The sequence below is a fragment of the Shewanella sp. SM29 genome (assembly GCF_025654245.1).
In the GTDB taxonomy this organism is placed as follows: Bacteria; Pseudomonadota; Gammaproteobacteria; order Enterobacterales; family Shewanellaceae; genus Shewanella; species Shewanella oncorhynchi.
In genome coordinates this window covers 123,092-146,770 of record NZ_JAKKRN010000004.1, presented here as the reverse complement: position 1 = coordinate 146,770, position 23,679 = coordinate 123,092, and the positions used below count along the sequence as shown (strand labels likewise).

Sequence of the window (23,679 nt, the reverse complement as noted above, 5' to 3'; positions counted from 1 at the left end):
ATTAACAAAAATTGATTCCATCTAATGCCCCAAAGATTACCTATAGTCGCGAGGATTTAATTTGATGTAAGTCAAAGTCAGTGACGAAATGATCGTATAGGTAAGCCGCGCCTGACGCTGATCATCAATGCCATTCAAAATACTAAAATAAAGCCACCCGCTATTTGATTATCTCCCCCGCTTACTGGTTAAATGAACAAAACAAGGAGCACAATTTGCAAACACCGCAGCTGCAGCATTTTTATATTTCTGAAGAGCAATCCATTTACTTGCTCAAAGCCAATGATGCCCGTAAACACAAGGCGTGGATCCGCCTCTGTAAACAACAGCTGAGTAAATTAGGTTATACCGATATCGAATTGGTCGGTAAAGGCGCCTACGGTTTCGTGTTTGCGGGTATCAATCAAGCGGGCGATGCCCATGTGTTTAAGTTTTCACGGATTAATCTGCCACAACACATTCAAGATCGGCTCGAAGAAGAAGCCTTTATGCTCTCCTTACTCAAGCACCCTAATGTGCCAGGGGCGATCAAATTTGAGCGAGTAGGTAAGCAGGGAATACTCGTGATGGAACGGGCAAAAGGGGAAGATCTCGACCAACTTTGCCGCCGCATGGGCGCCCTACCGACCGCTATGGTCATGAGCATCGCCCGCCAACTCGCCGATATCTTGTATTACCTGCGCACAGGCAAGCCTTTAGTGCACGGCGATATCAAACCTTCGAATCTGGTTTACGATATTGAACAACAACACTTATCGTTAATCGATTGGGGCTCAGCGGTATTTGCGCAGCGGGATGAACATAACAAACCCGTCGAAGACAATGTGATGGCGTTAATGTCGAGCGATCAACAACATACCAACGCCCGCATGGGTGATGTGTACTTTATCGGCGAAGAGCAACTCAATGGAGCACTCTCCAGCCCGCGCTTTGACGAGCAAGGAGTTGCCGCGACTCTGTATGCCCTAGCCTCTGGGCAAGCAAGCCGCTTCGGTGCACAGGTGATCTCGCCCACCAGTATTGGCTTACCGGTAGAATTAGCCCGTACCTTAGAGGGCATGCTCAGCACTGATCCGCAGCAGCGCAACATTGCCGGCGATTACTTTTTAAAAAGTATGCGCCACAGCCACAGATTACATTTACCTGAACTGCCCAAAGCTGATTTACAGGGTGAAATTCCTGTTTGGGTACAATCCCGCGACAAAGATGTTGAAACCGTCAGCTACAGTTCGCGTAAATCCTTTTTAAAGGAACACAACGCCCAAGATCCCATCGCTAAGATGGATGATATTCAGCTCGAAAAATATTACCGCAACTTCCTCGCTGGCATGGGCGATACCGAAAAAGGCTTTATCGCCGCAGTGGGTCGTTTAGCGCAATATCCGATCGTGGGTGGTCTGGCTATTCATTGGCAGGAAACCGGCGTGTTTATCGACTCCAATCTTGCTATTTACGATGCAAAACAAAAAAGTGCCTTGATCATAGCGGTCAACAATATGGTGGATCTCGCGCGGGGAATTAAACGTATTGGGGTATTTAAGGCCTGTTTCTTTAACGCCAAAGACACGCTGCATATCGAGCGAACAGATATCAGCGAGCCATTTGTCGCCAGCGCCGATCTGCAGTTGCCCTTCGAAGTCGGTGACGTACCCACCTTAGAAGATAAGTCACGATTGCACTCTTACTTTGAAGACGGTAAAGATCCCGATGAGAACCTCGAATTACCCCATGAAATCATGGAAGAATTAGCCCGCATCAACCAAATTCACCACACAGGCTGCATCATTTTTGAGGCGCTGCCGAATCACTTGAAAATCCACAGTTACTTGAAGCTGCTCAATCCACGTAAGCAGGCGGCATTTCGCGCGAGCCTCGATCGCATCTTGCATCATGTCGGAAAAATCCAAGGTCACGGCGTATCGGGCTTTATGAAACTGCCCTACAAAAACACCCGCCGCTTTACTCATCTAGAGCGTAAAGCTGATCACTTTTATCCGAAAAATCCAAAAGAAATAGGCGCCTAATGGCACCTATGTTCATCGGGTTAAATCGGTGATCCCGGCGGTAAGGTTAACGGCTTAGGAATAAGCTTAACCTTAGCATCGGTCAAACCTGCAGCAAGACCCTGTTGCAACCAAGTATAGTGCGCCGCAAGACTCACATTCGCTCGATTCGACTTCGCTTTCAATTGCTTAATCACAAACTGAGCGCGATCGTTGATCGCTGCCCTCACTTCTGGTGAGGTTTGAGGATCGTGCAGCGTTGCCAGCACTTCATCAATCACCACAGCGTTCACTCGCATCCATACGCCTTCGACCAGCGCGAGCTTATCCTCTTGATACAAGGTCGCCGCAAATAACTTATCCAGTAATGTCGTCACCGATAACTGCTCACTATCTGCCATGGATGCTTGGCTGATACGATTCAAGCGTTTAGGCATCAATAACAAGCTAACAGTATGACGGCTAAACACTTCAGCCATACCGAGAGGATCGTTAATTGCACCTAGACCTGAGTCGAAGGATTCCCGCGTAGCATGATAATTCCCCGCCTTTGGCACTAAACTGTCGAGCAAGGATTGCGGCACAGTTAAACTCGCCGCATCGAGCGTGTTAAGTAGCGCGTCTAAGCCCGTTAACTGCAACTGCGGCGCAATATAGCTCCAGCGGCTGCCTTCACCGATAGATTGATAGTTATAGTCAGTGCCACCAATAAACTTCGCGACCGCATCGATTTGATAACGCGTCAGTAAATAAATTGGCGCAAAGGCATCGGCTAGCTCGCCCAATGGCTCATTGGGTAACAAGGCCGCACTGGAGAAATCCGCAATCGCCTTAGTGCGAATTTTATTTAACTTACCCAGCTGATCGATCGGATCGTCACCACTATCCCACAAACTGGCATAGGCCTGACTCCCATCCTTTTGGCGAGAATCGGCCTCACCAATATAGCGTAAGCCACGTTTCGCCACATCGGCCAGCAAGTCGACTTGCAGTGCTTGTTGGGTACGGGCATCACCTTGATCGCTATAACCATAGGCGATAGTAAAATCATCCCAAGGGCCAACACCTGTAGTGTAAGGTGCTGAAATATCAATATCATTGCCCTTTAGCTGGATTTTCGGATGGGGATAATCCATCACAGAGGAATCCTGATTAGTCGAAGCGGCAAAGTTATGATCTAACCCTAAGGTATGGCCGACTTCATGGGCGGCCAGTTGGCGAATACGCGCGAGCGACAAGGCTGTCGCCGCTTTCTCGGCCGCCACTCTATCCTGCCAGCCTGCGGTTAAGCCTTTAGCAATCAAGTAATCCTGACGCACACGCAAACTGCCGAGCGTGACTTGACCCTTGATGATTTCTCCGGTGCGAGGATCGGTCAGTGCGGCGCCATAGGACCAACCCCGCGTCGCCCTGTGCACCCATTGGATCATGTTGTAGCGAATATCCTGCGGATCGGCATCTACAGGCAATAACTCAACTTTAAAGCCGTTGATAAATCCGGCGCGAGTAAAAGCCGTCTCCCACCAGCGCGCGCCATCGAGCAACGCCGACCGTATCGGCTCTGGCACACCGGGATCAAGATAATAAGTAATAGGTTTAACGACTTCGCTTGGCGCTGGGCCTGGATGCACTTTCTGTAAACGGTGGCGCAGGATAAAACGCTGCACTAAAGGTTGGTTAAAGGGCGTGGCATAATCGCGATACTCATCGGACAAATAACCGCTCATAGGATGATAAGCCCGCGGCTGGTAATCCGCATCGGGAAGCTCAACAAAGGAATAACGCATCCGCACCGACATTAAGGTGCCATCGGGTGTTACCTGTGCGACCTGCGCGCCAGCAACATCGCCTTTGAACGTCAGTTGCACATCCACATCGGCGTTTTTCTCAAAGGATTTAATCCCTTTGGGTAAGATGACAGAACGGCTCAAATCGAGCTGATAATTGCCCTGCTCTGTTTGTTGCAATACGGAAGACACCCCGTGTAAATCATTGAGCACCAGATCGTTGATCGCTACCAAATCTGGCTTGCCCTCAATCACTTTGCCTTGCCATAACACAGAATCGGCAAAGGCTTCTTCAACCGCTCTTTGCTCGGCGGCATCAGAGGTATTCGCACGATATTGAGTATTAAGTTGCTTAAGTAAAACATAGGGACCTTGGCGCTCAAACCGCACCATACGGGTCTGACCCAGTTGGCCGCGATCGAGGCCAATGTCGTTTGAGCCTACGCCCTGTGGCAGGCTAGTAACTAAGATAAAAGGTTGATTTAAACGATTGACCTCAAGATATAACTCTCCCTCAGACTCCTCGTAATAGAGATTAAGAAACCCTTTCGCCTCTTGGCCCTGCTTAATGATCTTGGCGCTAGGCGCGGCTGCCGCGACCGTAACGGTGGGAAATCCTAACAGCGCTATAAATAAGGCTAAGGCTACACTTTGGGGTTTCATCTTTCCTCCTGATTCGGCTGGCTGCGTTATTTACCTTATTAAGTCATTTATGTCATAAGCATCTTTGATGACTGCTTATCTCAAGCGATTGATTTAAAGTAAATAATGCGAGGCCATCACTGGCCCCGAGCAAATAAATTAACGATTCTGATGCTGGTTCTTGTGTTTGATCCAGTGATTTAATGTTTCAAATAATTCGTTGAGCACTATGGGTTTAGTGATGTGGGCATTCATCCCCGCCGCTAAACTCTTTTCCCTGTCGCCCGACATTGCATGGGCTGTCATGGCAATGATAGGCAGTTCATCGGCACTAAAACGCTCACGCAATGCCCTTGCGGCCGTTAACCCGTCCATCACTGGCATTTGAATATCCATCAACACAGCATCAAACGGCCGCGAGTCGATAGTATCCAGCGCTACTTGACCGTTGTCGGCCAGCACCACTTCGTAGCCAGCGCTCTTAAGGAGTTCGGTGGCCACTTGCTGGTTGATAAAGTTATCCTCCACCAGCAGCACTAAACCTGTGTGCTCCCCTTCCTCAACTTGAACTTCAACCATAGGCTGAACCACATTCAATCTCGGTTCATCGGCAAAGGCGGCAATGATCTCATCGAACAGACTCGATGCCTTAAACGGTTTTTGCAGTACAGCAAACACATTGGCACTATCGACTTCATGCTGTAAGGGCTCTGCCGCATAGGCCGTCATCATGATAATCACAGGCCGTTTCGCTAAGCGGCCTTCGGCGACCATAGTATCTATGGCACTGACCACATCGCTACCGTCCATTTCTGGCATCATCCAGTCGAGCAATAACAGATCGATTGGTGCCCGCGACAGTTTGTAAAGCGCTTCGGCACCACTGGCGGCGGTATCAACTTCGAAGTGGAAATCTCGCATCAAGGTCGAATAAATTTGCAGTGCCGTCGGGTTATCGTCAACGACTAAGGTGCGTAGACTATTGAGTTTTTCCGGCACGACCAAAGGCTCAATCTTAGCGGCTTCGGCAATTTCAAAACTGATGGTAAAGCTAAAAGTACTACCGACCCCAAGCTCACTCTGCACTTGCATCTTGCCGCCCATCATAGACACCAGATGCTTACTGATCGACAAACCTAAGCCAGTGCCACCGTATTTACGAGTGGTCGAACCGTCGGCTTGGGCGAAGGCATCAAACAGCTTATCCTGTTGATCTTTACCTATGCCGATACCCGTATCGCGCACCCAGAACTTCAAGGTAATCCGATGATCCCGCTCGCCGACATCTTCACAACCCAGCTCAATCTCGCCAGATTGAGTAAATTTCACCGCATTCGATAACAGGTTAATCAGCACTTGGCCTAAACGTAGCGGATCGCCCTTAAGAATGAGTCCCGCCGTCACTGGGGCATATAAGAGTAATTCGACGCCTTGTTCTTGTGCCTTAAGCGCATTGAGATCCAGAGCGTGATCGAGCACTTTATCCAGCGGGAACGGCACCCGCTCAAGCTCCAACTTACCCGCCTCAATTTTAGAGAAGTCGAGAATATCATTGATGATCCTCAGCAGCGATTGTGCCGAGAAACCAGCTTTTTCGAGGTAATCTTTCTGCTGCGCCGTTAACGAAGTGCGCTGCGCCAACTGCAACATACCGATAATGGCGTTCATCGGCGTGCGGATCTCATGGCTCATGTTGGCCAAGAATTCACTCTTGTAGAGGTTAGCGAGTTCGGCGTCTTGCTTGGCTTCAAGCAACGCCACTTCGTTACTCTTATGGCGGGTAATATCCTTATGGGTACCAAGCATACGTTTGGGCTGACCTTCGGCGGTGAACTCCACCACACGACCACGGGATAACACCCAGTGATAGCCGCCATTTTTACCTAACATACGGAATTCAATTTCGAAAGCACCGACGGGATCAGCAAGATACTGAGCACGGTATTCCTCGACGCGAATCCGATCGTCGGGGTGGGATAATTCATCAATCGTCGATACTAAAGCTGGGAATTCATTGGTTTTATAACCCAACATAGAATAATAGGCTGGGTTACAAATGATCTGTTCAGAGTCTAAATACCAGTCCCACAGGCCATCTTCCACCGCATCCATAGCTAAGTGATAACGCTCTTCGGACAGGCGTAATTGTTCGGCGGATTCGTATTCCCGCGTCACATCACGCCACACGGCAATCAATCCCTGCAGTTCGCCGCGGCGATTGTAAAAAGGCAGTTTGAGGGTATCGAGCAGCACAGGTTTACCCGCAAGCTCGACCTTTTCTTGGTAGCGCAGCGGCGTGCGATCTTTTAAGACTTGTTCGTCTTCGGCGCGGATACGTATGCCCATTTCAGGCGAGGTCAGATCCTCAGATGATAAACCTATCATCTCGCTCTCTGTGTAACCCAGCATGCGTTCAGCCGCCTTGTTACAACCTAAATAGTTGCCTTCTTTATCTTTAAAGACAATCGCTTCAGGAATTGAGTCAAGCAGGGATCGCAGTAGCGCATATTCGCGCTCACGCCGCTCTGTAGTGTCTTTTAAGCGTTCAGTACGCCGCGCCACTAGCTTATCGAGCCGCTTATTCTGCTCAGCCAGATGGTGGGTATATTGTTTGTTTTCCTCAAAGATCCGACTGACCAACAAGAACCAAGGTTCCCAGCCGCGGGTGATTTTCTCCGGTGGCTTACGCGGCTCTTGGGAGCAACCTTCAAGGTGCGACAGTAGTCGCGAGGCTGGACTCACAAAAGATCGACGCGTCTGCCAATGCACTATGGTCACCAACACCGACAGGGCGATAACCACTAAAATAAACGTCAGCTGCAGTTTTTCCCACGAGTCTTGGAATAGGTCGTCTTCATCCTGCAAATACAGTAAACGCCAAGGCGCGTTATGCAGGGCAACCGAGTGGATGTAATAGCCGTTACGAATGATGCCGTCGTGGGCATCGAACAATTCCGACTCGGGTAAAGAATGCAGCTCAGAGGGAATACGTTGGCTGATGTGATAAACCCGATTGATATCTGAGCTATCAAAATCGCTGTGGGATAAAATATTGTTCTGTTGGTCGAGCAAAATCACTGTGCCCGGCATCTTAAAGTAAACCCGAATTTGCCGCGCTAACGAGGCAAGCGTCATGTCTAAGTTGATTGAGCCAATGAACTCATCATCCAAATAAATGGGCACACCTAAAGTGGTCAATAAGCCTTTGCCCGTGGAGTCAACATAGGCTTCACTCCAAAATACACTGCGCTGCGGATTCATTGCTGGGGTGGCGTATTGGAACTGTTTCTTGTTGAGTAATTCGTCCCTAAAACGTTGATCGTCATTCGACCAAGGGAAATAGGACATGATCCTACGTTTCGACAGGTAATAAATCGCCGAGGCTTTCGGGGCGGCTTCTTTGGCGACGGGGAATGACAATGACAGCTCAAACAACATCTCAAGCTCTTGATAGAACTTGTCGTCGCGGCCGTCGAGGGAACCCGCACCAGTAATCCTACCCATGTTGGTAAAAGGCTCACCGCTCTGGGCGTAGCTAGGTTCTAAGGTAAAATACTGGCCGCTTTCGTTGAATTTACCGTATTGGGGTAAGCGTTCTTTACGTACGAGTTCGCCCAAACGTAAATGATCCACAGCAACGTTGCGTAAGCTTTTTACCGCTCTAATGCTCGACTCAAGTAGCAAATCGATTTGCAATACATGGCGCTGAACCTGCTCTTCACGCTGTTCCATCTGCTGTGCTTTTTGGCGGTCGAAAAACATCCATGCGGTCAACAAAGACATGACGATAACGCCGATGTACGTATAAAAAACGGCACGGTTGTAGTTCTTCTGGATCGGCGATTTTAGTTGGAGATCCGGCTCACTCGATTTCATCCACTACCCTTGATTGCAGCGCTTAATTTCAGCCTACGGCGGCAAAAACTATGAGCTCCATATAGTAGCAGGAAGGAACTGCCAATCACATAAAATAATTGTCAGATAAAGCCTACTCATACCACTGATAAGTCGATTAAAAATCTACTACTCCACAAAATTAAGGCCTCCATATCTGAGGCCTTAGTCATTACCCTAAATTAAACTGACCTGCTTTACAGATGCTCTTCAGCGTATTCCGCTAAGCGTGAACGCACCACGCCATTCAGATACACGTTGGCACTGCCTTCAAAGTCCTTAAAACGTTCGACAATATAGGTTAAACCTGAGGTAACAGCAGTTAAGTAGTTAGAGTCAATTTGCGCTAAGTTACCGCAACAAATCAATTTTGTGCCTTCGCCCATACGGGTGATCATGGTTTTGATCTGCGAGGCAGTGAGGTTTTGGCATTCATCTAATAACACTATGGAGTTTTGGATCGACCGCCCGCGCATAAAGTTTATCGACTTAAACTGAATGTTAGCCTTCTCCATGATGTAGTTCATGCTGCCCGTGGGATTCACATCATTCTTATGCAGCACTTCGAGCGTATCGGTAATCGCGGCCAGCCACGGCATCATCTTCTCCTCTTCCGTGCCGGGCAAGAAGCCGATAGATTCGGCGATTTCAGGGGTGTTACGGGTGACAATCACTTTGTCGTAGCGATTACGCTCGACCACCAGTTCCAACGCCGCCGCCATGGCCAGCAAGGTTTTACCGCAACCCGCAGGGCCAGTTAAGATCACCAGATCGATATCGGGATCGAGCAGCGCCTGCAATGCCATGCCTTGATAGACGTTTTTAGGTTTAACACCCCATGCCTCGAGGTTTTTCACCCGCTCACGGCCTAAATCTAAAATATGTAAATGGGTGTCTGTGCGCTCGATAACACGACCGCAAAAATCAGACTCTGTATCGATAAGATATTGGTTGATATAAAAATTATCATTTTCGAGGTCTTTGAGCGGTACTTCATGCACTGTATGTCTACCGTGGCGCTCGGTGGAGACCTTGTTCAAGTGCTCCCAAAAATTACCTTCGAACTGGTAAAAGCCTTTACTGAGGAAGCGGATATCATCGATCAACTGGTCAGTTCGATAATCCTCAACCAATTGAATACCCGCACCTTTGGCTTTAAGGCGCATATTGATATCTTTGGTGACTAAGACAACGGTACGGGGATGATGTAGGTTTTGTAGATGTAGCGCGGTATTGATAATGCGATTGTCGTTTCCATCTCCAGGCAGTGCGCCTAAGGTAAAATCGACAAGGTGATCAGGGAAAATTGAGAGCGAACCGACGGCATCGGCATGACCCTCTCGGCTGGGTAAAGGAACGCCATTGATAATCTGCTCAGGGGTAGTTTCACCGCCTAGGGTATCTTCCAATGCCCTGATAGCAACCCTAGCATCACGACTCACATCACTCTTTCGATCTTTAATCTGGTCCAACTCTTCTAGCACTGTCATCGGAATGACCACATCGTGCTCTTTAAACGAATAGATCGCCAAAGGTTCATGTAGTAACACATTGGTATCCAGTACAAACAACTTTCTGTCGTCTTGTTCCATGGCGCCTCCAGAGTGCTTCATTAAAGTTTAAACACACTTTTGAGTCTCAATAAAAGTTACACGGCTCCTATTACTGGCTAAGCATATGGCAAAGAATGATCATAAGGTTCAAGTTGATAGCACTTTACTCGCACTTAAACCTTAAGTTGATATTGGCACCAAACTCACAAGATAACAATACAGCAACCATTGTTTACCTTACAGACTCGAAGCAGTGTATAACCGCGGATGTGACATTAGCGTGACAGTTTCATGTACTGCCACGACAATTTTGTCGCTTGTACAATTTGTAATCTAGCACTCTGGGAATTAGGCTCTAACGGGTGAGAGGGCGATTTAAATATCACGAGTATTGGTATAACATACGCGCCCTTTGTTAGAGTCCGCCTAGAAATGAGAATTTAAGATGCCGTTCGCCTTAGGTCAACGTTGGATAAGTGATACCGAGTCAGAGCTTGGTTTAGGAACTGTGGTTCAAGTAGAAGGCCGTATGGTCACTGTATTATTCCCTGCCACGGGTGAGAACCGCATGTTCTCCCGAGCAGAAGCCCCTCTGACACGCGTTATATACAATCCCGGCGATTCGGTTGAAAGCCATGAAGGCTGGAGCCTTGCGGTCAGTGAATTGACCGAGAAAGACGGGATAGTGATCTATCACGGCATTCACAGTGAGACAGGCGAGCAAGCTACACTGCGTGAAACCCTGCTGAACCACAATATTCGTTTCAACAAACCCCAAGACCGTTTATTTGCTGGCCAAATCGATCGCCTCGACCGTTTTGGTGTGCGTTATCAATGCCAAATGTTGCGCCACAAACTGGCCTCATCGGATTTGCTGGGTCTGCAAGGTCCACGTGTTGGACTTATTCCGCATCAAATGTGGATTGCCCATGAAGTCGGCCGTCGCTATGCGCCGCGGGTATTACTGGCCGATGAAGTGGGTTTAGGTAAAACCATTGAAGCAGGTCTGATTATTCACCAACAACTGCTGACCGGCCGCGCCGAACGCATTCTGATTATCGTGCCCGATACTCTGCGCCATCAGTGGTTAGTGGAAATGCTGCGCCGCTTTAATCTGCGCTTTTCGGTATTCGATGAAGACCGTTGTGTAGAAGCCTATGCCGATCACGACAATCCTTTCTACACAGAACAGTTAGTGATTTGTTCACTCGAATTACTGCGTAAGAAAAAACGTCTTGATCAAGCCCTAGATGCCGATTGGGATCTGTTAGTGGTTGACGAAGCGCACCACTTAGAATGGACCGAAGAAGCGCCAAGCCGCGCCTATCAAGTGGTTGAAGCATTAAGCGAAGTCATCCCAGGCGTTTTACTGTTAACCGCAACGCCGGATCAACTCGGCCATGAGAGTCACTTCGCCCGTTTGCGTCTGCTCGATCCGGATCGTTTCTACGATTACGATGCCTTCCTAGCCGAAGAAGACAGCTATAAAGACGTCGCCATTGCCGCCGAAGCCTTGGCTGGTAACGCTAAATTACCCGATGCCGCCATCAACAGCTTGACCGAATTACTGGGCGAGAAAGACATCAGCCCAAGTATTCGTTTAATCCAAGCCGACGGTATTGATGCAGGAATACAACAGGCCGCCCGTAGCGAATTACTGCAAGAATTACTTGACCGTCACGGTACTGGCCGCGTGTTATACCGAAACAGCCGCGCCTCGGTAAAAGGCTTTCCAAAGCGTTTCTTTAACGCTTATCCCCACGCCATGCCAGATCAATATCAAACAGCCGCACGCGTCAGCGGCATGATGGGCGGACACAAGTCATTAGAGGCGAAAGCGGCGCAAGCCCTGAGTCCTGAAAAACTGTATCAAGAATTTGAAGATAACAGCGCCAGTTGGTGGAAGTTCGATCCCCGTGTGGATTGGTTAATTGAGTTCTTAAAATCACACCGCAGCAAAAAAGTGCTGATCATCGCCAGCCAAGCGGAAACCGCCCTGAGCTTAGAAGAAGCCCTGCGCACCCGCGAAGGGATTCAAGCGACGGTATTCCACGAAGGCATGTCAATTATCGAGCGCGATAAAGCTGGCGCTTACTTTGCTCAAGAGGAAGGCGGCGCACAGGCGTTGATCTGTTCTGAAATTGGTTCTGAAGGCCGTAACTTCCAGTTTGCCAGTCACTTAGTCCTGTTCGATCTGCCGCTAAACCCAGATCTATTGGAACAGCGCATCGGTCGTTTAGACCGTATCGGCCAGAAAAATGATATCCAAATTCACTTACCGTACCTTGAAGACACCGCCCAAGAACGTTTGATGCAGTGGTATCACCAAGGGCTGAATGCCTTCGAACTGACTTGTCCGAGTGGCCATGTGCTTTACAGTGAATTTGCCGAAGATCTGTTAAACGTGCTTGTGGTTGATGACAGCGACGAGCTGACAAACCTGCTCAATCACACCCAGAGCCGTTATAAAGAACTCAAGCACGCCATGGAGCAAGGCCGCGACAAGCTGCTGGAAATCAACTCACACGGCGGCGAGAAGGCAATGGCTATCGTCCAGCGCCTCGCCCAGAATGATGGTGATACCCATTTGATCGGTTCAGTGATCCGTCTGTGGGATATTATCGGTGTTGATCAAGAAGATAAGGGTGAAAACTCGATCATTCTGCGCCCGAGTGAGCACATGATGTTCCCAACCTACCCTGGCTTGCCAGAAGATGGCGTGACGGTAACCTTCGACCGTGACACAGCGTTATCTCGCGATGATATTGCGCTGATCACCCAAGAGCATCCACTGGTGCAAACGGGGCTAGATCTGATCACAGGTTCAGAAACCGGCACCACCAGCGTCGCAATTCTGAAGAATAAAGCCCTGCCAGCAGGTACCTTATTCTTAGAACTCATCTACATGGCCGATGCTTCTGCACCTAAGTCGAGCCAGTTGTATCGTTATTTACCACCAACACCCATTCGCGTGTTGCTGGATAAAAATGGTAACGATCTGTCGGCTAAAGTGGATTACGCCAGTTTCGATAAGCAATTGAGCGCGGTGAATCGTCACATTGGCGGCAAGTTAGTCACGGCATCTCAGCCTATTTTGCATCCGTTATTTGCTAAGGGTGAAGAATATGCTCAAGTGGTTGTCGATGAGATGGTCGCCCAAGCCAGAGAGAAAATGACTCAGCAACTGAGCGCAGAGCTTGATCGTTTAGAGTCACTCAAGGCGGTGAACCCCAATATCCGTGAGGAAGAATTGGAATACCTGCGTAATCAGATGCAAGAGTTAAACACTTATCTAGATGCCAGCCAGTTACAACTCGATGCGATCCGTATGGTGCTCGTCAGCCACGTATAGATCCAAGCGGAACAGCAGGTTTCCATCAATTAGCCCAGCCTCAGCGTTGGGCTTTTTTGTGCCCTGTGGCTTTCGATTCCAAGTGGCCTCTTATTACAAGTGGCTTTTTATACTAAATGACAGGTGCAATTCTTTGGCGAGGAAAATTCACTTTTTGGTAATTGTTCAGGTTATACTCAAACACTGATGAATTTATGAGACTACACAGGTGGTTATCAATTCTATGCCGCGCATTCTTTCACTCCTCTTTTGCCTCATTCTCGGCATCACAACCATCGCTACCTACGCGGCAGACACGACAACAACTCCGCCAACATCTGCGCCAGCCGAAATCAGTGCCAAAAAGTCGAATCACAGCTATCTACCCACAAATGAAATTAAACAAATCACGATTGATAATAAGCCCTACGATTTGTTAGTGCGACCATGGGAAGGTAAAAAGAAACTTGGTGCGGCGATAATCCTGCCCGCCACCAATGGTACCGCAGACGCGCCTGGATTGATGGCGTTTGTACGCCGCAATATCAATCCTGCCGGTTGGGCCAGCTTAAGTTTAACTCCGCCAACTGAAATGCCCGCAGCTAACTTTGCTACCGCCGCCACTGAAGTGACCTCGCCTGGCGCCGCGCAATTAAGCTCACCGTCCAACAAACCAAGCCCTAAAATCAAGCCCGAAGATAACAGCAAGCACCAGCAAGAGCAGGAAGATTTTCTCGTCAAAAGCATGTCGCAGTTAGATGCCGTCGGTGCAGATTATGCGGGAAAACGTATTTTGATCACCGCCGACCAAAGTGCAGGATTATTGATTAGCCTATTAAGCCAGAAGAAGATTGCCGATCCCGATGTGCTGATTGTCATCAATCCCTATCGAGAAGACGAACAGCGTAATCAAGCACTCGCGGAGCAACTGGCAAAACTTACGCTGCCCATTTTAGATATTCAATCACCAGACGGTCACCCAGCCTCATTAGAAACAGCCGACAATCGCAAAAAACTCGCGGTGACCTTAGAAAGCCCTAACTATCGCCAAACTACCCTAGCGCTCAATTTAGATAACGAGAGCGCATGGCAGAATTGCTTAAATGCGATCAAAGGCTTTTCTGCCCGAATGAGCGGCGCGCAGTAAAAACGGCGATTCAAGCTAATTCAGACAAAATAGCATTACCAACCCGATTGACGATCCCGATAGGGTTTCTGCGGATCTTTCAGCTGACGCGTCGCCGCTATCTTGCTATTTTTGCCTAACAATAACCGAATCTGACTAATAGACTCGCGGCACAGCAGGCTACGGATAGAAGCAGTCCAACTGCGATTAATGCTAAGTTTGATGGCCGCAGCTGCATCCGGTGAGGTTTGCATCAGTTGCCGCGCCAATTGCTCAGCGGCTTCCATGGGCGTCTCACTCACTTGTGTCACGAGTCCTAAGGCCAGCGCTTCATGACTCTCAAGCACTTTTGCCGTCAGGCTAAGTAACATGGCTTGATCCTTAGGCATAATTTGCCTTAATGCGACTAAACCCGCCATATCTGGCACGAGTCCCCATTTCGCTTCCATGATAGATAACTTACTGTCGTGGCTAGCAATACGCACATCTGCGCCTAAAGCGATCTGCATACCGCCGCCATAGCAACAGCCCTCAAGCACGGCAATCACTGGCACAGGCAAGGTTTGCCAACCTAGTGACACCCGCTGTGCCAAATTCGCATTCCCCGGTAAACCCTTAAACAGTAACTTAACTGCCTGCATCGGTGCCGACATGACGCTTTTGACATCGAGCCCAGAGCTAAAATGCCCACCCGCTCCCGAGAGGATCACGGCTCGCACCGCACGATTGGATTTAATACTTTTAATCGCGCAGTCAAGCTCACTAAACATTAAATAGTTAATAGCATTCATTTTTTCAGGACGATTAAGCAACACGTAGGCGATGCCATCATCGATTTTAACTTGCACACTTTGGCCACTCATGAAATATTCCGTTACTGGTCAGTCCAGAATAAATGTTAACACGTTTGGCATAATTCACTAAAAGATATAACATGAGTCTGTTTTTTGACTTAAGTCAAAATATTGCCAATTCCATCATGGATTGAAGGCAACTTATGTTAGGCTGTCATCACTACGTGCAGTAATCCTAATGTATTTTTCGATTAGATAGACTTAGCAAGCTCAATAATTAAACGTATTTAACCGCTAGCTATTTAACTGCTAATAATCGACACCAGTATCGCAATGCTACCTGCAACGAAGGATGATTGGGCAGCAATATATGGATTCTATAGTCCTTTTTTAGTCACTATATCCTTGTTATTTACTCAACATTAGCTAGTTCGATTTAAGATTCTGCATGATTTGATTCAACAATGATTCAAATTTTAATGACATCAGAAAATATAAATTTATCAATGATATCTATAAGTTACATATAAAAGATATTAATCAGACTTGCCCGAAGAACGCAATTCGTCAGTCAGACCTAAAAAATAAGTGTTATCTTCAATAAATGGGCAAATAAGGATCACTAGTCAGCATGTCAATATCTGTACTCATCTGTGACGATTCCGCCATGGCACGTAAGCAAATGGCCCGCACACTACCCAAAGAGTGGGATGTGGAAATAACTTATGCGACCAATGGTGCCGAAGGCCTTGATGCTATCCGCGCTGGAAAAGGCGAAGTGGTGTTTCTCGATCTCAACATGCCTGTAATGGACGGTTATGAAGTACTGCAAACCGTGCAGCAACAGGACTTACCCGCGCTGATTATTGTGGTATCTGGCGATATTCAAATCAAAGCTCACGAGCGGGTTAAAGCCTTGGGTGCGTTAGATTTTATTCAAAAACCGGTGAGCGCCGATGCCATCAGCAACATTTTGCAAGATTACGGCATCTTAACGCTGACGCAGAAAGATCTCACCGACGAAGTCCCGATGATCAAAGTCGACATGCGCGACGCTTGCCAAGAAATAGCCAACGTTGCCATGGGACGCGCCGCCGATCTGTTAGCTAAGTTACTCGATGTATTCGTGTTACTACCTATCCCTAATGTGAACGTGCTTGAAGTCAGTGAGTTAACCATGGCGCTCAAAGCCACGGAAGAAAGCTCAACCGTATCCGCGCTCTGCCAAGGTTTTATCGGAGCGGGTATTGCGGGAGAGGCCCTACTTTTGTTCCATGATTCCAGCTTTAAAGACATGGCCAAGCTGATGGGATTAGCTAATCCAGAGGACAAAAATACTGAGATAGAAGTCCTAATTGATACTGGAAACGTACTGATAGGCGCTTTCCTTAACGGCATTTCTGAACAGCTCGACATGAAATTTAGTCAGGCTCACCCTGTCGTGCTGGGACGGCACTGCACGGTTAACGATCTGATCCATGATAATTCAGAGAAATGGCACCGAACTTTGGCAATGGAGATCAACTATCGGATTGAAGATCATAATATTCAATGCGATTTGCTACTGCTCTTCACCGAGGATTCTATCCCCACACTTAGCTATAAACTCGGCTATTTACTCGATTAACCAGTTGGATTTTATCCTATGTCAAATGACCAAAGCGCAATGAACGAACTACACTGGCTCATCGATATGGTACAAACCATAGAGGTGGGATTAGTGGTATTAGATCGCCATTACAATATCCAGCTGTGGAACGGTTTTATGGAGAATCACAGCGGTGTTTCCCCTAATTCGATCAAAGGTCAAAACCTATTTACCCGCTTCCCCGATCTGCCTGCCACTTGGTTAAAGCAGAAAATGGAATCGGTTTTCATGCTTAAAAACCGTGCTTTTATTAGCTGGGAACAACGTCCGTACGTTTTCCAATTTAAAAACTATCGCCCGATTACAGGCCGTGCAGACTATATGTACCAGAACGTGACCCTGCTGCCGCTGGCATCGCTCACGGGACAAGTGACCCATATCAGTGTGATTATTTATGACGTGACAGATATCGCCATCAACAAATTGCAACTTAAAGCTGCCAACGAGCAACTCGAACGCCTTAGCCAAACCGATGGTCTAACTCAGTTGCATAATCGTCGTCATTGGCAAGAGTGTTTAGACCACGAGTACGACTTGTATGCCCGCTACTCAGGTATGGCAAGTTTAGTCATGATAGATATCGATAACTTTAAACATATCAACGACAGCTATGGTCATGTGGCGGGTGATAAAGTCATTCAGCATATTGCGCACTTACTCAGCCAATCCTTACGTGATACCGACTGTGCAGGGCGTTATGGCGGCGAAGAATTTGCGGTTGTATTGCCTAAAACCAGCGGCGCAGATGCGATGAACTTTACCGAGCGACTCAGGGAGAAAATCGCCGCATCCGTCATAGTGTATGAAAGCCTTAAGATTACTGTGACGGTAAGTTTAGGCGTATGTGAAATTGGCTCCCATATTACCAGCAGTTCTAGCTGGATCTCCTGCTCCGATAAAGCCCTGTACGAAGCGAAACAAAAAGGCCGTAACTGCAGTGTTTTACATACGAGTAAAACAAGTAAATCCTAAGTATACCCAATAAAAATGCCCATCAATGATGGGCATTTTTATTTAAAACGAGTGAAGATTAAACTCGAGATCCGCCAACGAATTAATGAGGAAAACCATCATCTTCTTCGTCTTCATCTTCTTCGTCATCCATTTCATCGCCGACGAAATAGGTACCCCAACCGTCATATTCCACTTTCTGCTTTACCGCTAATTGCAGCAATTGCTCGGCCGCTTTGTCCAGTAATTCAACATCCAGTTTGTGGTGTGCGACAGCATCGAAACAGAAGATAATTGAACCATCCTCCAGTTCCATTTCTTCGGCATCATTCACCTCAAAACCTAATTTGAAGGCGTCCACAGCCGCTTTTTCAAGACGGTCAAAATTGGTCGATGAAAAGTGATGCTCAATAACATATTCCGCATCAGGCTCTGAGCCATCGTCAAGCAGGGCTTGCACTATGTCACGATTCTCTGCAAGTTGGGCTTTTAACTGACTTTCAATAGACATGGATTTGTCTCCGTTAAGGTAAATCTGGCTCAAATTGGCATTATACCCAAACAACCTGAAGATGCAGGATTCAGCGGGAATTTAACGCACTTTAGGTAAGGCGGTTATTTGCAGACCTAGCGGGCTAAGTTAAAAATAACCAACTCAGCATAAAGTGCTTTAAAACCCGCCGGGACGGAGCGCCTAGGGCACTCCATTTCCGTGTTGCATCAATTCAAAAGGTGACCGACATTCTTTCATTGATGCGCCTTGAATTGAAACACCCTAGGCGCTCTGAAACTCGTATCTTCAGGTAGCTTGGGTATATTATACGTCATCACTCGCGAGAGTTTTACCCATAAGTGCTGCCGCTTCTTGATTTATCTCAGCAAATCTCGCCGACATACTGGCATGAATTTGCGCAGAGAAGTTTTTCACATCGGCTTTATCTAAACCTGCGGTCGGCACAGGTGCCATCATATCGATGATGACGACACCGTTATTCCAGCGATTTAACTTAATATGGCTCTGACACGAAGCAACCACTGGCACCACTGGTACTCCCGCCGCGATTGCAGTATGGAAAGCTCCCGCTTTAAAAGGTAACAGACCACGCCCACGCGAACGTGTACCTTCAGGAAAAATCCATACGGATAGATTCTTCTGCTTAATTTTTTCAACCGTTTTAGCCATAGTATCAAAGGCACTGTGACGGTTTTTACGGTCGATAAGAATATTACCTGACAACCAATAGATTTGACCGAATAGCGGCATCCACGCCAAACTCTTCTTGCCTAAACTCACTGTACCTTTAGGAACTGCTGTCGTATGAGTAAAGAGATCAAAGTTATTCTGATGATTTGCTAAGAAAATATACGGGCCATCCTGCACATCTTCGTGCCGGCGAACAATCACTTTAATCCCAAGGATTGGCGCAACCGATGAGAAGATCTTGGCGAACATATGTACATTGTCGCGATGGCGAGGCCTTAATAAACACACTAAGCCACCAAAAATAAAGGCAAGCAACAAGGATACCGCCAACAACATTGATCTGACGATTAAAAGCACGATTTACTCCGACTGTAAAAGTGGCGACAGTATAGCCACCATGGCTTTGGGACTCAATATATTGTTTACATCTGTAAGCTGACTTGCTAACAAGCAAGCAAAAAAAGCCCATCGATATACTGAACCTCCAGTGTATCGATGGGCTTTAAGATTAATATCGAACTAAGCGTGGTGCTTGGGTAAGATTTCAGGCTCAGTTGCCTGAGGTGAGACTTTACTTAACACAAAGCGGATAACTAAGGCACTCACGGCCAAAGTTGCGACAATTGCCGCACCACTAGGGAGATCTAAGGTCGCCGACAGAACTAAGCCCAAAACATAGCCCAGTAAACCGACGAGGTAAGCGTAAAATAGCCGACCTTTACCACGGTACTTGTTCAACGCTAAAGCTGGCAATATCAAGGTACTGAACACCAGATAAACGCCTACTAATTCAACCGATAAGGTAATCACTAGCGCAAATAGCAGATAAAATCCTGCCCCGTCCAACATCTGGGGGCGCAGGAATATCGCTAATAACACCAGTGAATACACTACAGCCGGCAAAATCAGTTGTGACCAACTCACCCACAGGATCTGACCTGACATCAATTGCTTTAACAACTCGGCGCCATGTGGGTCGTTTGCCAGCAACAGCATTGCGGCTACCGCAGACAAGACGTAAAAGCAGCCAATCATAGCCTCTAACTCACCCGCCATCCGCTTAGCTAACCAAGCGATAAAACCTGCACCAGCAAGGGCAAATACAGCGGGCATCCACACATTAGAAAAAGGGATATCTTCTAATCTGTGATCCATGTGAGCGACGATGGCACCTAAGGCTGCAACTTGCGCTATCGCTAAATCGATAAAGATGATGCCACGCTTAAGCACTTGTCTCCCAAGTACAATATGCGTCGACAACACTAAGATCCCCGCTGCCAATGCAGGTAACAGAATCGACATCAGCTCAAGATCAAACATAGGTTTATTTCACTCCATTTAAGAGGGAAATCACGCTGTCATACAGGCTAAATAAATCTTGGCTCTTATCATTCCCCCCCACAGACATAGGCAGCATTACCACGGGCAAGTTCGCTTTTTCACCCAGCCATTTTGCACCGCGTTCATCCTGATAAGATGCCACAACTACGGCCAGAATATCCCCCTGCTCGGCGCGCGTCAGCAGACTCGCTAAGTGACCGCTAGTGGGAGCTAAACCCGGTTTTGGCTCTAAATCTGCCACTTGCTCGATACCAATCCAGTTGAATAAGTATCTAAAGCTTGAGTGGTAAGCGATCACTTTTTTACCTTGTAATCCCTTAGCTTGCGCTTCCCAACGCGGGACTGCGGCTTGCCAGCGAGTGGTAAAATCTGCCAGTGACTGTTGATAATCTGCCGCACCAGCAGGATCTAGCTGAGTCAGCTTAGCACTCAGTGCCGTGGCGACTTTTAACAGTCGCGTCGGGTCAAAATGAATATGTGGATTGCCTTGAGCATGCACATCCCCCATGCTGCGATCGACACTGGCCAGTTTATCTAAAGTTTCGATTTGATCGGCAGCGAAAAATAAGCCTTGCTCGGTCGAGCGCACTTTTGCGTTTGCCGACTTCATCTGCAGCATAGGCAACCAACCCACTTCAAGATCGGCACCTGCGCACACCACAAGATCCGCCTGACGCATTTTAGCGATCAAACTCGGACGCGCCTGCACTTGGTGAGGGTCTTGTAATGCCGTCGTTGCCGAATAGATGCTAGCCGTTGGAGCAAGCTCCTTGGTCAATGCCGCGTATTCAGGTTCACAGGCAAACACATTCAGCTCGGCATGGGCCAAACCAGTATAAGTGACAGATAAGGCCACTGCGGCCAATTTAGCTAAATTAGAATTGATGCGCACCGTGAGCCCCCAGAGACATAATGTATTGAATAGTGAAGATGTTATCGTCTTCTATTCCATCGAAGTTAGTACCCTTTTGATTGGTATACTGGAAACGAACCGTCGAGAAGTGGCTAGAATGCCAAGCCAAACTCACCTCAGATTCCTTCAACTTTTGCCCATGAAAATGATCGCCATGGAGCTCTTGGGTATCAGCTTCACCATAACGCACCCCCGCTGACCAGCTCGGCGTGAATTGGTACACACTGCTCAGATACCAACCTTGGTGGTAATCTTGGCTCGGTGCATCCTCAGGATGTAAATCGATAGGTGTAAAATCGCTCACGCGATAGTACTCACCGCTCACAGTGAGATTTTGATATTTGTAGTTACCGTTAGGCGCCCACTTATAAACAAAATCAGCACCATAGGTATTTTTACCTGTGTAAGATGCGGCATGGCTATGACCTTCGTGCTCATCACCATGGGCATGCTCATCTTCATGTTCCCCTTCTTCATGGGCAGTCACTTGGCCATTTTCGTTGCGCAAGTAACTCAACCCCGCTTGCCATGAGCTGTTATCGCCTATGTCGCCACCAATTTTTGAGTACAAGGTATAAACGCCGACCTTCTTAAACTCACGCTCACCATGCTCATCGGCAGCACGTAAACTATCGCCTTTAAAGGCTTCAACGCCCATGGTCCAATACAAGTCCGTCGGCGCTACGTAGTTAAAACGTATACCGTCATCAAAATAATGTCCCCCTAAGAATGCACGGTAAACCACAGGACGGTCGGTGAAGGAATCAGTATGTAAATGTTGGTTATTGAGGTAACCAATGTCCGATAAGAAACGGCCACCACGGATAGAAAACCCCGCTGGCATTGCCATGGTTTGAATAAAGGCTTCTTCCAGATTCAGTTCAGTCTCACCGTCATGCATTTCAACTACTGCGGTGATTTTACCGTAAAACATATCATCGATATTGGCACTCATCGCCAGTTCAGTTTCACCTAAACCAAAGCCATCTGGACTCTCGGCTAATGGGCGCTCTCCCGTCTGATAATATCCATTTAGCACACCACTGATATTAGGGTTGGTCAAGCTCGAGTCTTCTGCAAATAAGCTAGGCGAAACGAGCGCACACGCCAAAGCCACCAAAGAAATTCGGGTATTTAAAACATTCATGATATCTCCAAAATACAACTAGCACTCGACGACCGATATAAAGTCATCAAGAAATACAATAAGTTAAAATTTTAAGTTGATTTAGAGAGCGAAGGGAGGCGCACGACTGCGATAAACACTGACGTGTTCAAAAATAGAGGAAGGTAAAATAAATTCGACCACATCTAAATGCTGTATAGCTAAATTCAGCGTCAGCGGATGGGTCAATAAAATCTTGTTGAGTTGGTGCTGATGGAAGCACAGAGTACAGTGAGTCTTAGCGCCATCATCAAGATGGGTCACACTATGGGCTGAGGCAGCAAGAGACAGCAATATCAGTACGGCAGCAAGCCATATCGAAATTGTGCGTCTAATGTGACTTTTAAGTCTCACTCAGTCGTCCCCATAGTTAAAAAGTTGCATAAGTCTATGTCAGTGCCATAGCAAGTTGCAATAAGGTAATCGCTTTGCAAAAGGTTACAAGATATTTGAGGTACCCAGTCTTACCAATAACTTCTTGTTTCAATAGCGGTAGGATCTTGCCAGGACACAGGTAAAAAAACGCATTTAAGATTAGCTTAAGTGAGTGTAACTATAGTGTATTTAGTTTTTATGTCTGCGAGCACAATGACGAAATCAAGCTCGATATGGCTCCGTTTTATCCACCTAAAGGCAACTATTATGCTAGCATTTTTTCGTGAAAACTTAGGGCTTATCTTAGGGATAGTCATCTTCAGCGCGGTGATATTTGGTGGTATTTATTACGTTGAGCACTCTTTAACGAGTCAAGAACAAGTCGTGCAGTAAACAAAGACTCATTAACCGCGGCTGCAGTTCACCCCTTAAACCCTCTTCGTTGCATTTTGAGCGCCTGCTAAAGGCGCTCAAATGATGTTCGTCTCTGGAAAATTGTATCGCCGATTTTCCTATCCATGACGAATCCACTTATTAGCCTAACGATACTTCTGTCTTTGATCGCTATCATCGACCTGCTCTGGCGCTTCAATGGTGATGACTTGATCCATAAAATGGCTCACAAACAACAACATCAACGAAAAAATCATTACAGGGATCGCAAAATACCGCACAGAGGCATCAAAGTAACTGTATCCCGCCGTAAATACACTCAAATAAAATCCTAATAACTTGAGTTTAGCCAATGTTGGACTGCGGCCTAACCAAGCCGAACAATGGGGGCAACGCACTTGAGCGTCGAAACCTTTGCCTCTTTGCTGGCTAATGTCACTGACCTTGATGTACTGATTACAATGGGAACACAACATGAAAACACGATTCCTAAATAACGATGCGCAAGTTTACCAGATACCGACTAGAGTTCGGCCTGTAAATACCCAAAATGTCGGAA

17 protein-coding genes are annotated in these 23,679 nt (G+C 47.4%); 6 read left to right on the top strand and 11 right to left on the bottom strand.

Going from position 1 to position 23,679, the window contains the following annotated elements:
* Positions 1-215: 215 nt before the first annotated feature.
* On the top strand, positions 216-2,024 hold the full coding sequence (locus tag L5L77_RS04190; RefSeq protein WP_263222132.1) for a protein kinase domain-containing protein: 1,809 nt from the start codon (positions 216-218) through the stop codon (positions 2,022-2,024).
* Positions 2,025-2,044: 20 nt separating this feature from the next.
* On the opposite strand, the gene L5L77_RS04185 is transcribed toward L5L77_RS04190, so the two are convergent.
* The 3 genes from L5L77_RS04185 to L5L77_RS04175 form a co-directional block, all read right to left on the bottom strand.
* Positions 2,045-4,453: a zinc-dependent metalloprotease gene (locus tag L5L77_RS04185; RefSeq protein ID WP_263222130.1), complete on the bottom strand. Its 2,409-nt coding sequence runs from the start codon at positions 4,451-4,453 to the stop codon at positions 2,045-2,047.
* A 138-nt stretch (positions 4,454-4,591) separates the two neighbouring features.
* The gene (locus tag L5L77_RS04180; protein ID WP_263222128.1) at positions 4,592-8,308 is read right to left on the bottom strand and encodes a response regulator; all 3,717 of its coding nucleotides are present in this window, start codon (positions 8,306-8,308) and stop codon (positions 4,592-4,594) included.
* A gap of 215 nt (positions 8,309-8,523) precedes the next feature.
* Positions 8,524-9,918 carry a PhoH family protein gene (locus L5L77_RS04175; protein WP_105250289.1) on the bottom strand — a complete coding sequence of 465 codons (1,395 nt, stop codon included), beginning with the start codon at positions 9,916-9,918 and terminating at the stop codon, positions 8,524-8,526.
* A gap of 406 nt (positions 9,919-10,324) precedes the next feature.
* Here L5L77_RS04175 and rapA point away from each other — a divergent pair, with 406 nt between their 5' ends.
* Positions 10,325-13,231, top strand: coding sequence for an RNA polymerase-associated protein RapA (gene rapA / locus L5L77_RS04170; protein ID WP_263182560.1), 2,907 nt, complete (start codon positions 10,325-10,327; stop codon positions 13,229-13,231).
* A gap of 223 nt (positions 13,232-13,454) precedes the next feature.
* Positions 13,455-14,357, top strand: coding sequence for an alpha/beta hydrolase family protein (locus L5L77_RS04165; RefSeq protein WP_263182562.1), 903 nt, complete (start codon positions 13,455-13,457; stop codon positions 14,355-14,357).
* A gap of 35 nt (positions 14,358-14,392) precedes the next feature.
* Here the strand turns inward: L5L77_RS04165 and L5L77_RS04160 are convergent, their stop codons facing one another.
* Positions 14,393-15,199 carry a crotonase/enoyl-CoA hydratase family protein gene (locus tag L5L77_RS04160; protein WP_131523955.1) on the bottom strand — a complete coding sequence of 269 codons (807 nt, stop codon included), beginning with the start codon at positions 15,197-15,199 and terminating at the stop codon, positions 14,393-14,395.
* Between the two features lie 562 nt (positions 15,200-15,761).
* Here L5L77_RS04160 and L5L77_RS04155 point away from each other — a divergent pair.
* Together L5L77_RS04155 and L5L77_RS04150 are read left to right on the top strand one after the other, a co-directional pair.
* Positions 15,762-16,757: a response regulator gene (locus L5L77_RS04155; RefSeq protein ID WP_028759518.1), complete on the top strand. Its 996-nt coding sequence runs from the start codon at positions 15,762-15,764 to the stop codon at positions 16,755-16,757.
* Between the two features lie 18 nt (positions 16,758-16,775).
* Positions 16,776-17,750 (top strand): sensor domain-containing diguanylate cyclase, encoded by a 975-nt coding sequence (locus L5L77_RS04150; RefSeq protein ID WP_113939163.1) that lies wholly within the window; start codon positions 16,776-16,778, stop codon positions 17,748-17,750.
* An 82-nt stretch (positions 17,751-17,832) separates the two neighbouring features.
* Here L5L77_RS04150 and rraB read toward each other — a convergent pair whose 3' ends face one another.
* The 6 genes from rraB to L5L77_RS04120 form a co-directional block, all read right to left on the bottom strand.
* Positions 17,833-18,240, bottom strand: coding sequence for a ribonuclease E inhibitor RraB (gene rraB, locus L5L77_RS04145; RefSeq protein ID WP_113939164.1), 408 nt, complete (start codon positions 18,238-18,240; stop codon positions 17,833-17,835).
* A gap of 306 nt (positions 18,241-18,546) precedes the next feature.
* Positions 18,547-19,290, bottom strand: a complete 744-nt coding sequence (locus L5L77_RS04140) for a 1-acylglycerol-3-phosphate O-acyltransferase (RefSeq protein WP_105250295.1) — start codon at positions 19,288-19,290, stop codon at positions 18,547-18,549.
* Between the two features lie 162 nt (positions 19,291-19,452).
* Complete coding sequence (locus L5L77_RS04135) at positions 19,453-20,253, bottom strand: metal ABC transporter permease (protein WP_263222126.1); 801 nt, start codon at positions 20,251-20,253, stop codon at positions 19,453-19,455.
* A 4-nt stretch (positions 20,254-20,257) separates the two neighbouring features.
* On the bottom strand, positions 20,258-21,166 hold the full coding sequence (locus tag L5L77_RS04130; RefSeq protein ID WP_173913152.1) for a metal ABC transporter solute-binding protein, Zn/Mn family: 909 nt from the start codon (positions 21,164-21,166) through the stop codon (positions 20,258-20,260).
* Positions 21,150-22,334 carry a hypothetical protein gene (locus tag L5L77_RS04125; protein WP_263163654.1) on the bottom strand — a complete coding sequence of 395 codons (1,185 nt, stop codon included), beginning with the start codon at positions 22,332-22,334 and terminating at the stop codon, positions 21,150-21,152. The genes L5L77_RS04130 and L5L77_RS04125 overlap by 17 nt, the downstream gene beginning before the upstream one ends.
* An 81-nt stretch (positions 22,335-22,415) precedes the next feature.
* Entirely contained in the window at positions 22,416-22,706 is a 291-nt protein-coding gene (locus L5L77_RS04120; protein WP_263163656.1) for an ABC-type zinc uptake system zinc chaperone, read from the bottom strand.
* A 288-nt stretch (positions 22,707-22,994) separates the two neighbouring features.
* Between L5L77_RS04120 and L5L77_RS04115 the strand changes: the two genes are divergently transcribed.
* On the top strand, positions 22,995-23,120 hold the full coding sequence (locus L5L77_RS04115; RefSeq protein ID WP_105250299.1) for a hypothetical protein: 126 nt from the start codon (positions 22,995-22,997) through the stop codon (positions 23,118-23,120).
* Positions 23,121-23,266: 146 nt separating this feature from the next.
* On the opposite strand, the gene L5L77_RS04110 is transcribed toward L5L77_RS04115, so the two are convergent.
* Positions 23,267-23,596 (bottom strand): hypothetical protein, encoded by a 330-nt coding sequence (locus L5L77_RS04110; RefSeq protein WP_105250300.1) that lies wholly within the window; start codon positions 23,594-23,596, stop codon positions 23,267-23,269.
* Positions 23,597-23,679 lie beyond the last annotated feature (83 nt).